The sequence below is a fragment of the Ferviditalea candida genome (assembly GCF_035282765.1).
Taxonomy (GTDB): domain Bacteria; phylum Bacillota; class Bacilli; order Paenibacillales; family KCTC-25726; genus Ferviditalea; species Ferviditalea candida.
Map to the genome: position 1 here is coordinate 1 of NZ_JAYJLD010000064.1, position 10,596 is coordinate 10,596.

Consider the following 10,596-nt stretch of genomic DNA (forward strand, 5'->3'; position numbering starts at 1 on the left):
CAGGGAAATACTGGATCCCTCGTTCAACATTCTGGAGCACTCCTGCAACATCACGCTGGCACACCCAAAATACGTCAAGGCCATTCGAGGCAAGAAGACGGACAAGAAAGATGCCCAATGGATTGCCGACTTGTTCAAGCACGACCTTGTCGCCGGAAGCTTTATGCCTCCCTTGCCGATCCGACAGCTGCGCGACCTGATGCGCTACCGCTTCAAGCTGACGAACTTTTCGTCGAGCGAGAAGAATCGGCTTCAGAACAGCCTGACCGTTTCCAACATTCAGCTTGGAAATGTCGTTTCGGATACGTTCGGCAAAAGCTCCATGAATATCATTGACAGGTTGCTGGACGATCCGCACGATACGTCTTTTGACCTCGAACCGCTCATTCACGGCTCCATGAAAGGAAAACTTCCCGAACTGGAACTCGCGGTTGACGGACTCATTACGCCCGAACAGGCTGGGAAAATCAAGGTCATCAAGCAACACTATGAAGACCTCGAAACCCGTAAAGCGGATCTGGAATCTATTATTCTTTCTCTTGCCGAGTCCTACTCCGAAGAAATCAACCTGATCTTGACTGTTCCGTCTTTCAAAAACCTGTTTTCCGCCATTGTCGTGGTTTCGGAAATCGGTGTGAATATGGACGTGTTCCCAACAGCCAAGCATTTGTGCTCCTGGGCAGGACTTACACCCACGAATAACGAGAGTGCCGGCAAGAAAAAGTCAGTCAGGATTTCGAGAGCAGGCATTTACATCAAGCCTCTTTTGGTACAGTGTGCAACCGCTGTAGTCAAAAGCGAAAAGCATCCCGAAATCCGAAACCGCTACTTGCAACTGAAGAGGCGCAGAGGCCACAAACGTGCCATCATAGCGATTGCCCGAATGCTGTTAACGGCCATCTACCATATTTTGAAGAACAAAGAACCTTATAATCCCGATTTATATAAAAAATCCGACATTCGTCCAGTTGACCGTGAAATTACGGTTGAACAAGCGATTTCCTTGGCAAAAGCGCAAGGTTATCGGATTATGGCGGCTGCAACCTGATTCCCTCACCCCTTAAAAGTAATCATTTTCCAATTAGTCGTCTTGTGTACGGCTTATTTGACATGTTCATTTACTGTATTGAGTACGGTTGTTGAGGATTTCAGACTTCTACCTCCTACATTTGTAATTTCATCATAAATTAATAGACTACGGTGGGCAATTATCGAGCTGATGAAAAATAAAAACCCCATTCCCGATTTACAGGTCATCTTCTAAGTTCGTCACGCGCTTCACTTTAGCCTGATAAACATCCCCAAACATAGAGAACATCAACTTAATAGATACATTTATTTTTGAGTAAACACTCACCTTGTTGATGTATATTCGATCTGAATTGGTTAGAGGTAGATCTGATTTCAAATAAACCTCAAATCTTTCGATTGTAATCGGACCGGCAATGTATTTGTCAGGGTCGTTTGGCCCCAAGCTTGCGTTCAAATCCATATTTCTCTTCAAGAATTCGATAAATTTTTGCTTTGCTCGATTATCTCCTATAGCTCTTGATTCAATTACCGAATTAAACTGAATTTGCTTATATGCCAGGCGTTCCCGATCCACTACAGCCCAGGTTGCTGCATTCGAGGCGTCCAGATCGTTTTGGATTTTTTCGACAATAATATACAATCTCCCGATTTCCAGTAGGAGCATTATCATAAACATGCTTCCGAGGAGAATAACTACTCCTAAAATAGCATTGGCCCCGCCTTTTCTCCCTTTTAAGAATTTACTTAAAGTATTCACGGCTAACCGAACTCCTTGTCACCTCAATCGTCTTATCTTCTTGCGACTGACTTAAAGCGAAATTGGAAAAACTGTATTGCTTGTAGTCATTCACATAACGAATCGTGAGATTGATTTCATTTCCCCATTGAATCGGTTTCGGAGTGGTGCTGGTGACTTCTATTTTTGATTCATCAAATCCAAAGTTCGTCAGACGTTCAATCGCCTTGTTCTTAATGTCTGTTGTAAAGCCGCCCTCCTCCTCCATCTCCATCAAAGTGACCCGATTAACATTTTCGATAACAAGTTCTTGTAAAACGTATTTAACCGGCGGCCATATGTTCAGAATGACCAACATCAATAAAAGAATTGTCGCTAAGAAGCCGATGGCTTCCGAGACACCTTTTTTATCTCGAATAAACCTTTTTATGGCGAGCATCCTATCCCCCCTATATCAATGGACTTAGGTTTTGCCACATGACGCCACCCAATATCGCAACAGCGTAAGGGGTGCATGGTTTCCATGTCTTATCTTTGATCATGTAGTAGGCAAATAGGGGCAGGGCAATTATCAGGCTGTAAAAAAATACCCCAAACACCCACTCAAGCCCCATAAGCGAGGTTGAGGCTATCAATAGTTTGAGGTCGCCACCACCGTACATGCCAATTTTGAAAAGAATAAGAGCGATTGCGGTGACTATTACTACAGAGATTATCATTAACAGCCATGTTCCCGTGAATATATTCGTCAGAATTCCTATTAAAAATAAAGTTCCGACTAAATAGTTGCTAATCTCTCTTTTCCAAATGTCAGTAACAACCCCCCACGAAACGAAAAAATAAATAACAACAAGTTGCCAAGTGATCATAATTTCTCCCAGGGGAGTGTTGCTTCTCCCCTGGGCCTCCTTTACGATTCCTAGCCGCCGATTTGGGCGGTGAGCTGATCCCTCACGTAATCGAATACACTGCCGACTGCATTTCCAAGTGCATCGAGGTTGGAAAATATGGCCAATGCAATGAAGGCTACAATTGCCACAGTCTCGATCGACGGCGTTCCTTTTTGGTTCTTCAGGAATTTTTTCAGCATTTTGTTTCCTCCTCAAAAGAATATAATTGAGATTTATATAAAGCTCTTACCTGCTCGGTGTTTCTTAGCCGATTTTAGCGGTAAGCTGATCCTTCACGTAATCGAATACGTTACCGACAGCATTTCCAAGTGCATCAAGATTTGTAAAGATTGCCAATGCGATGAACGCGACGATTGCAACGGTTTCGATAGATGGCGTACCCTTCTGGTTTTGTAGAAACTTTTTTAACATTTGAAAGCCTCCCAATAATTTTTTTTGAATTGCGTTTTTATCCAATCATGTAGAAGTCTGATCGCTGAACCCTCATATCAATTGAACAAACCGTTTGATGCGACCAACAAAAACATCGGAACCGCAACAAGGAGAAAAATACATATAACCATTCCCACTGCTGCCAACGGTAGAAAGTTGGACCGATTTTTCGTCCCCTTCATCGTTTTGAAGTTCTGTCGTTTTTTTAGTATTTCCGCTTGTTTTTCCAGAATCGCCCTCATCTTTCCGGATTGTTCAGCCTGAACCATAGCCATTGCCATATTATCAACTTCGTCCATACCTATCCTGTTTGCAAAAATGGGTAAGCAGTTTGAAAGGTTGCCGTCTATGTTGTAATGAGCTAATAATCGTTTGACTTCCTCTTTCAAAGGCCCTTGCAGTCTTGTTGATAGAACCACGAGGATTTCTCTTATCGGGATTCCGTTCGATGTTGATCTGGCTATTTTCGACATCATGAAAGGTAATTCTCGGATTATCTTTTGCTGTCTTTGTTTCTTTTTCGCAAAAAGGAGGATGTCTAGGCCAAAAAATCCTATCAGCACATAAATGGTTGCGAATACCGGGGAATCGGGTGCTAAGAAATAATAGACGGCTATTGTCGCTATTAGTTTTATTACTACATACCTTTTAAAGGTAAGATTATACGGACTGCCCGCCCGTAAGATAAACACTTCCATGCTCTCTTTTTTTGGGATCCTTCGGATCAAGGGCATGAGGAGATTTCCAATTTTGTCTAAGATATGTTCCTTCTTTTTAATCTCCTTTTGGAAAGACTTCAGCCTCTTATACCCAAGACTTTTTTTGCGATGCCAATACAGTATGACCTCGTAAAAGAGAACAGAAAGGCTACAAGCTAACAACAATCCGTTGGCGATAACCATCTGCTTCACCCCCTTTCAAGCAAATTTCATTCCTCATTTACTGCTGTCATTTCTTTTGTCACATAAAGGACGATCAACATGATGGCGATGATGATGACAACAACCACTTTCCCGACGATGTGAGTAACCAGCATTTCCATAGCGGCCGGTTGAGTTTTCTTCATCGTGAACGCCAACATGAAGAATACTCCCATCAAAAAGTAAGTAACCATCGAAGCCCCGGCCGTCTCGCTGCTTCTTTCCATGATCTGAATTTCTTTCTCAATGCTGTCGTTCACATAATTTTGTAATGTGGTCGTAAAATTCCCGCCAAATCTGATTTGTAATTCAAAGTCATCCAAGAAATCTTGCAGCATTTTATTATCGAGTTTTTGTTTGGTTTCTACGATCGCCTCCCTTAAGGATAAATCCCCGTTTTGAAGTTGGGTGATGAAATACTCCAAATCCGTTCTAAGGGGATTTTTGATTCGCTGTGCCGTATCTTTAAGAGCCAATAAAGCATCTTGATGAACCTCGTAAAAATTAATTAATGTCAGAAAGAAGTTCGGCGTCATCTTTCGAACGGCTCTTTTTCTGCTGTTTGCATCCCAGGAAAGAAAGTGGAAGAAAAGGTAGCCGGTTACGACTGATATTAAAACCCCTGCGACAAAATTATTTAACTGAACGCTTAAGACATAACCAGCGATGACGGAGGTCATACCCAATACCACAAAGAACAGGTATTTGTTTAGGGGTTTTCCTCCCAACCTCAATCTCGAACGCTTTAACAATTCGCTTACAGCTTGGGTTTGCTTTTGAATCTTTTCATGGTGCGATATCCATTCATCAATCTGTCGCTCCAACTTGATGCTCTTATTGGCCCAACGAATACTTCTTTGCTGCTGGCTGCTGATGTTTTTAATGTTAAAAAGCTCAAATATGATATAGGCTATGCACCCCGCTAAGACTACCAACCAGACCATCTGCATGTTTTCACCTACTTCCTCAACGACCTTCTTAACGCCATCTTTTTCATGATTTGAGGACTCTCTTTATTTTTCTTGTATGTCCCCTCGTCTGTTTCGGGATCAACGTCAAAGTACCAGATGGGGCTTGTCAGGACTACTTGCAGTACTGGGTCATATCCGGTCACTTCCGCGATCTCAACTACTTTATGCCGTTCTACATGGACCACCAAATCTACGGAATCGGCAATCATATTTAACAAATGCTCATACTTCAATGGCGTTCCGGCATATAACATCAAAAAGGCTAACTGTTTTAAGGCTGCCGTTACGTCGTTTGCGTGGATGGATGTTAAGCCTCCATCGTGACCTGTACCGAAAGCGCGGATCAGTTCCAGCGCTTCCTTGTGACGTAACTCTCCGAGAATGATTCGCCGCGGCGACATCCTCATTCCGTTCTTAACGAGGAATTCCATTTCAATCGCATGATCTTCTTCCCCCAGTTTTTTCTTCGTTTCCATAGCAACGATATTGTTGTGAGGGATCTGCAATTCTTCTTCCTCCTCCAAAACAGCAAGGCGTTCCATCGGATCAATGTATTCGCATAAGGATCTCATTACTGTTGTCTTACCTGAACCGGTTGGACCGGAAACCAGTATATTCAGCCATGAGCCCACATACTTTTTCAGATCGGCCGCCATCTCATCGGTTAATGTCCCGACTTCAATCAGTTTTTTCATGTTGAACGTATCTGATTGATGTTTACGGATCGTAAAGTACGGCTCTTTTACGACCGGGGGAACAGCTCCGTTTATTCGCAAATGTCTTACCTGGTCCCTCGTATCCACAATTGGTGTGAATTTATCTGCTCTTGCTCCCAGCCGGGTCAGGAGTTTTCGGAAGTATTCCTCAAGGTGTTCCTCGCTTTTGAAACTTAATTGAACCTTATAATCTCTACCCTTCATCCGTTTCAGGATGGTTTTGTGATTATTCACGAATACATCGGTAACGTCTGGCTCGTCGAGTATGGGCTGGAGCATCCCGTATCCGAAAAGTTCGTCGATGGCTAATTTCTTTAATTCTTTAGCGGGTATGGAGCTTTTGATGATACCCGAGTAAAGCAGATCGTCTATTTTTTCCTCAACGCTGGATTGCGGAACCTTTTTTTGATAAACCAAATTGATTAAATCGGATTCCTGTTCATTAAGCCCCTTAATGAGGTTCTTTACGGCCTGTTCTTTGTTATCTAATTGAAGCGGTGAATCCTCAAACTTAATGTCGATCTTATTTAGCTTGGTTAATTTCGTAAGTTCATCGTATTGAACGACTGCCATTCTGTCTCACCTCTTTTACCGCTTTCGCTTTGGCTTTGGCTTGGCTGAATAGCTTGTGGATTAAGCCAGATGTCTCCTTTTTAGCGTTGCTACCTGTTACCTCAAACCCCAATGATTCGATAAATTTGTTGAGGGGTTCTGTCATTTTGAACAATTCCTTAGACACGTTATCTTTGAACATCTCACCTTGTACAAATTTAGCCCAAACATCTTTAATGTTAGGAATTGCAATCACAACCTCATGCCCTAACGTCTTTTGTAAGTCCTGGATGGTCATAGGATTTGTTTCTTGGTCAAAACGGTTGAGGATAAGATGAATCCTGGGCATGTTCCTCTCGCGGTGAATTTTCAGCCATTTCAGCAGCATCAGGGTGTGACCAATGGAATTTTGTTCGGCAAGTAAAGGGATGACGATATCTGTTCCACGCATTAAAGCTATTGCGGAGGTTATGGAAAATGGATGGTTTGGCACTTCGAATATCACCGCATCGTTATTTTTCTGTTCAAAATGATCCCATAAAAGAATGAAATCTTCCGCTCTCCACTTAGTCGATTCAAAATAATCCAGCGACATAAGCGATAATGTAAGATTTTTGCCTATTTTTGCTTCACTTACAGATAAGTCGTATGGCATCCCGCTTCGGATTAGTTTCAATACCTGTACTGCGTCAGCATCCTTTTGCGAAAGGTTGAAGTAATGATAGATGGATGGCGATAAATAATTCCAATCAACAAGATGTACCTTTCGAACGTCGGAGATTTTCTTAGCAAGGTAGGAACTTAACAAACTTTTCCCTGCGCCCCCAGTAGAGCTGATGAAAACAATGGTCTTATGTTCTTGTCCGGCGTCTTGCCCTCCGACAAATTTCTGAATGGCATCTGCGGAATCGACACCATTCACCGAGAAAGGTACCTTTTTCTTCTCAAGATACGAACCCCATTTTGCGCGCTCATGATCCTGAATAATACAGAATATATGTTTCCCCTTTTCCTTCAACTGCTCAACGGCCGTTTTGATGTCTTTGTCGGACAATTGATAAGGAACAAAGAGAACCAATTGCTCCTCAATGTTTGCGGTTTCGGTATAAATCTCTGCATCGATAGGGAAGAGAGAAGATTTCACCAAATGGCCCGTTTTCACATCATTCACAAGGATAGCCACTGTCATGATATTTTCCTCCTATTTAGCAGATTTTTTTCTTTCCTGCTCACTTTCGGTCGGTTGTGCATGTCTTATATCCTGCTTTAATTTCTCTGAAGTAGGTGACATGATATCCATATTTTTGCTTTTGTCGGTCCTACCAATCATCCGAAGTGAAACATCCGGATTTTGCATGTAGGTGTTTAGGATAAGGCTGTCCTCAACAGAGACTTTAACCGTCACGACTGCCGGAACCATAGAAACTTTATCATCGGCTTTCTTATCCGCTTCAGCAGTTGGTTTACTGAAGGTGTTGTCGATTTCCCGCCCATCTTTGGTAATCAGTTTTTGGATATATACATTTTGCAAAACTAACTCCGAATACCCGACTCTCACGCCTTTCTGCGGTGGTGGAAAATAAGCGAGAATATCTGCGTATTGATTTTCTTCCGGCAGTCCGCCAAAATCCACCAGCGTAAGTGCGAGGTTCATTGTTCTATCATCGGGTCCGAATTCCTCGCCTTTATTGTCCATTACTCTTTCTTGCCTCAACTTATCTCCCGCATATAATGGAATTGCTGCGTATTTGCCAACCACCTTTGATTTATCTGTTACCATCCAGGTTTGGTACTGTTCTTTCGGAATTTTTTTGATGGTTAGAGCTGCATCAGTAATCGCTTGATTCTTCTCGATCTTTTGCGCCACCTCGACCACATCCACGTAATCCACTTTCTTTACATTCGTAGGAGTAATAGAATGATATATAAGCCAGGTCGAAACGATTGCCCCGATAACCGCTAACAGTATCCGTTTGTTCCTTTTATTCAAATTCAATTCTCTCCTTTCACCTTGCCGTCTCGCGGTTGTTCTGTCTGTTTTGTCGATCAACCTTATGCTGATTCAATGTGTCTTTCGCCCATTCAGGCATATGCTCCGGTTTGATGATGCCCAGAATATCTTCCCGGTTCCAGCGGATTTCCTCGCCGCTATACAGATTCAGCGCATAAACCGCCCGACCTCGGGAGTAGGCGTGAGTGCCAAAGCCGCTTAACGCCAGCACAAGCTGGTGATTGGCGGTGTGGTATTCTGGACGCAATCGTTCTGATCGAATCACCACGACCTGATTGTCTATTCTCATTTCGTCCTTAATAGGTTGACATTGTTCCTTTGTAAAGGGAGACATGGACGTCTCAAAGCTTGCTCGTTCCGCTTTGAGTTCGTTTATTTCCTGCTGTACCCGGGAGATAAAGTCGTTCATCGCCTCCAGATAGTCCGCGCCCATTGCCGCCTCATAGAACTGCTCCACGCCTAATGAATTATTTCGGGTGCAATAACACACCATGTAGGGGCTGTCGGACTTGGTTTGATCGATACCAAGCAGCACTTCCACTTTGCCGATTAAAATTTCTTGCTGTACTTCATAGCTATCCACCATTCGTTTTGTTTCGTCCATGGCTTTGCTCCTTTCATGGCAGGTCATTCTTTATTTTTCTTTTTCAAGCGCCTCTCTGTGTTCGTTTCACGTCGCCCATTCCTATGAGGACATGGCCGCTCTGGCTCATCTTTTGGCATTCCTCGGTCAAAACCCGGTTTCTCTTTCATTAGGCGTTCATATTTACGATGCCGCCCTTCCGTAAAATCCATAGATTCACCTCCCGATAAGAAATGGGCACAAAAAAACTCTCCGTCGAAGGAGAGCGACTGTTGTTTATGATGGGACTCATTTCCGTGTTAACGTTCCTGTTCCCGTTCTCGTTGTCGTTTTTTATACCAGCTTTCCAAAAGTTGCACAATCAGGTCTTCCTTTTGTTTTTCAGAAAAATCTCTGGGGAAAAAGCGATCGATTCTCTCCCGCTGAATGTTGAATTTTTCTTTTTGGTTCGGCTTTTCCTCCGTGAGAATCGAGAAGATGACGTCCACGTTAAGCCTGCCATCTTGGCTTAGCTTTTTCATACGCTGCGCCTGCGCCAAAGAGGGGGTACAGTCCTCGGACTGCATCGTATCGTACAGGGCTTGCTGTTCTTTCTCGGCCAAGTAAGAAATCTCGACGGCCGGATTAAAGGCGATTCGTTTCTCGTCCACCATTTCGAGAATGGGGGGTGAGAGTTCGGTCAGGCGGATGTAGCGGGAAATTTGATGTGGACTTTCTCCAGCTTGTTCGCCAATAATCTGTCTTGATGTTTTGCTTGCGGACTTCTGCGCAACTTGCGCAGAAGTTAAATCCGTTCTTGCCCCTTGCCGTTTAATCGCCTCCAGCTTCATCTTATAGGCGAACGCCTTCTCGCTCGGCGAAATGTTTTCCCGCTGCAAGTTGCTATCCACCATGATGATCGTCGCCTGATCGTCGTCCAGTTCACGGACGATACAGGGCATCGTTTCAATGCCCGCCAACTCGCTCGCTTTCTTACGCCGATGCCCGGCCACCATCTCATAGCCGCCGTCCGTCTTCGGACGCACCAAGCCAGGAACCAATACACCGTACTGTTTCACGCTGTCTGCCATCTCTAGCATCGCTTCATCTGCCCGCACCTTAAACGGATGACCGGGAAAATCGCTGATTTCCGCCAGCAGAATATCCATTACTTTCTCCCGTTGCTCGTCCGCGCGACTTTCCTCGGTAGAGAACAAATCATCGACTGTGGTCAGCTTGATGTGGGCGCGCATGTCGTCTTTCGCTGCCAATGCCCTGCACCTCCTTCGTCAATGCGGCATACGCTTTTGCTGCTTGACCGCTCGGGTCATGTACGTAGATGCTTCGTCCTTTGGCGCTCGTCTCCGCCGCGCGGACAGAGAGCGGGATTTCTGTGACAAACACGCGCAACTTGTCGCTGTAATCGCGCCGGAGGACAAAGGAAATATCTTTGGCGAACCTCGTCCGACTGTCTACCATCGTGAGCAGTACGCCATCCACCACCAATTTCGGGTTGATCTGTCGCCGCACTCTGGCAATCGTCTGAAGCAGTTGCGTCATTCCCTTTGCAGGCAAATAATGCGCCTGAACAGGAATGATGACGCTATCCGCCGACGCGAGCGCATTGATCGTCAACATGCCCAAACTCGGCATACTGTCATCAGCCACTTTAATTGACAGTGAATTCGGAACCGCCAATGACGGTGGTTTTTTGTTTTCGTCACCGACGTCAGTGTGGCGATCAGGATTCGCC

14 protein-coding genes and 1 pseudogene are annotated in these 10,596 nt (G+C 44.3%); 1 reads left to right on the forward strand and 14 read right to left on the reverse strand.

The features are described 5' to 3' along the window. Positions 1-1,048, forward strand: a pseudogene (locus tag VF724_RS20590) (IS110 family RNA-guided transposase); the annotation flags it as partial. A gap of 198 nt (positions 1,049-1,246) precedes the next feature. On the opposite strand, the gene VF724_RS20595 reads toward VF724_RS20590, so the two are convergent. The 14 genes from VF724_RS20595 to VF724_RS20660 form a co-directional block, all read right to left on the reverse strand. After that, complete coding sequence (locus VF724_RS20595; RefSeq protein WP_371756108.1) at positions 1,247-1,789, reverse strand: hypothetical protein; 543 nt, start codon at positions 1,787-1,789, stop codon at positions 1,247-1,249. After that, positions 1,773-2,207: a DUF4320 family protein gene (locus VF724_RS20600; RefSeq protein ID WP_371756109.1), complete on the reverse strand. Its 435-nt coding sequence runs from the start codon at positions 2,205-2,207 to the stop codon at positions 1,773-1,775. The genes VF724_RS20595 and VF724_RS20600 overlap by 17 nt, the downstream gene beginning before the upstream one ends. A gap of 10 nt (positions 2,208-2,217) precedes the next feature. Further along, a complete protein-coding gene (locus VF724_RS20605) occupies positions 2,218-2,637 on the reverse strand; it encodes a prepilin peptidase (protein ID WP_371756110.1) in 420 nt (139 codons plus the stop codon). A 50-nt stretch (positions 2,638-2,687) separates the two neighbouring features. Further along, positions 2,688-2,858 (reverse strand): Flp family type IVb pilin, encoded by a 171-nt coding sequence (locus VF724_RS20610; protein ID WP_371756111.1) that lies wholly within the window; start codon positions 2,856-2,858, stop codon positions 2,688-2,690. A gap of 64 nt (positions 2,859-2,922) precedes the next feature. Then, on the reverse strand, positions 2,923-3,090 hold the full coding sequence (locus VF724_RS20615) for a Flp family type IVb pilin (RefSeq protein WP_371756112.1): 168 nt from the start codon (positions 3,088-3,090) through the stop codon (positions 2,923-2,925). 77 nt (positions 3,091-3,167) lie between these two features. Then, positions 3,168-4,013 (reverse strand): type II secretion system F family protein, encoded by an 846-nt coding sequence (locus VF724_RS20620; RefSeq protein ID WP_371756113.1) that lies wholly within the window; start codon positions 4,011-4,013, stop codon positions 3,168-3,170. Positions 4,014-4,039: 26 nt separating this feature from the next. Next, positions 4,040-4,981: a hypothetical protein gene (locus VF724_RS20625; protein WP_371756114.1), complete on the reverse strand. Its 942-nt coding sequence runs from the start codon at positions 4,979-4,981 to the stop codon at positions 4,040-4,042. An 8-nt stretch (positions 4,982-4,989) separates the two neighbouring features. Continuing rightward, positions 4,990-6,291 carry a TadA family conjugal transfer-associated ATPase gene (locus VF724_RS20630; protein WP_371756115.1) on the reverse strand — a complete coding sequence of 434 codons (1,302 nt, stop codon included), beginning with the start codon at positions 6,289-6,291 and terminating at the stop codon, positions 4,990-4,992. Next, positions 6,269-7,459, reverse strand: coding sequence for a CpaE/TadZ family protein (locus tag VF724_RS20635; RefSeq protein ID WP_371756116.1), 1,191 nt, complete (start codon positions 7,457-7,459; stop codon positions 6,269-6,271). The genes VF724_RS20630 and VF724_RS20635 overlap by 23 nt, the downstream gene beginning before the upstream one ends. Positions 7,460-7,471: 12 nt before the next feature. After that, positions 7,472-8,260 (reverse strand): SAF domain-containing protein, encoded by a 789-nt coding sequence (locus tag VF724_RS20640; protein WP_371756117.1) that lies wholly within the window; start codon positions 8,258-8,260, stop codon positions 7,472-7,474. A 16-nt stretch (positions 8,261-8,276) separates the two neighbouring features. Further along, positions 8,277-8,885, reverse strand: a complete 609-nt coding sequence (locus tag VF724_RS20645; protein ID WP_371756118.1) for a hypothetical protein — start codon at positions 8,883-8,885, stop codon at positions 8,277-8,279. A gap of 23 nt (positions 8,886-8,908) precedes the next feature. Then, on the reverse strand, positions 8,909-9,076 hold the full coding sequence (locus VF724_RS20650) for a hypothetical protein (RefSeq protein WP_371756119.1): 168 nt from the start codon (positions 9,074-9,076) through the stop codon (positions 8,909-8,911). Positions 9,077-9,163: 87 nt separating this feature from the next. Beyond that, the gene (locus VF724_RS20655) at positions 9,164-10,114 is read right to left on the reverse strand and encodes a ParB/RepB/Spo0J family partition protein (RefSeq protein WP_442788077.1); all 951 of its coding nucleotides are present in this window, start codon (positions 10,112-10,114) and stop codon (positions 9,164-9,166) included. Continuing rightward, the coding region (locus tag VF724_RS20660) for a ParA family protein (protein ID WP_371756120.1) at positions 10,062-10,596 on the reverse strand (535 nt) is incomplete at its 5' end. The genes VF724_RS20655 and VF724_RS20660, both read right to left, overlap by 53 nt.

Bases quoted from the DNA above. Each gene is read 5' to 3' on its own strand.
- VF724_RS20600 (WP_371756109.1), bottom strand. From the start codon at position 2,207: ATGCTCGCCATAAAAAGGTTTATTCGAGATAAAAAAGGTGTCTCGGAA.
- VF724_RS20605 (WP_371756110.1), bottom strand. From the start codon at position 2,637: ATGATCACTTGGCAACTTGTTGTTATTTATTTTTTCGTTTCGTGGGGG.
- VF724_RS20610 (WP_371756111.1), bottom strand. From the start codon at position 2,858: ATGCTGAAAAAATTCCTGAAGAACCAAAAAGGAACGCCGTCGATCGAG.
- VF724_RS20615 (WP_371756112.1), bottom strand. From the start codon at position 3,090: ATGTTAAAAAAGTTTCTACAAAACCAGAAGGGTACGCCATCTATCGAA.
- VF724_RS20620 (WP_371756113.1), bottom strand. From the start codon at position 4,013: ATGGTTATCGCCAACGGATTGTTGTTAGCTTGTAGCCTTTCTGTTCTC.
- VF724_RS20625 (WP_371756114.1), bottom strand. From the start codon at position 4,981: ATGCAGATGGTCTGGTTGGTAGTCTTAGCGGGGTGCATAGCCTATATC.
- VF724_RS20630 (WP_371756115.1), bottom strand. From the start codon at position 6,291: ATGGCAGTCGTTCAATACGATGAACTTACGAAATTAACCAAGCTAAAT.
- VF724_RS20635 (WP_371756116.1), bottom strand. From the start codon at position 7,459: ATGACAGTGGCTATCCTTGTGAATGATGTGAAAACGGGCCATTTGGTG.
- VF724_RS20645 (WP_371756118.1), bottom strand. From the start codon at position 8,885: ATGGACGAAACAAAACGAATGGTGGATAGCTATGAAGTACAGCAAGAA.
- VF724_RS20650 (WP_371756119.1), bottom strand. From the start codon at position 9,076: ATGGATTTTACGGAAGGGCGGCATCGTAAATATGAACGCCTAATGAAA.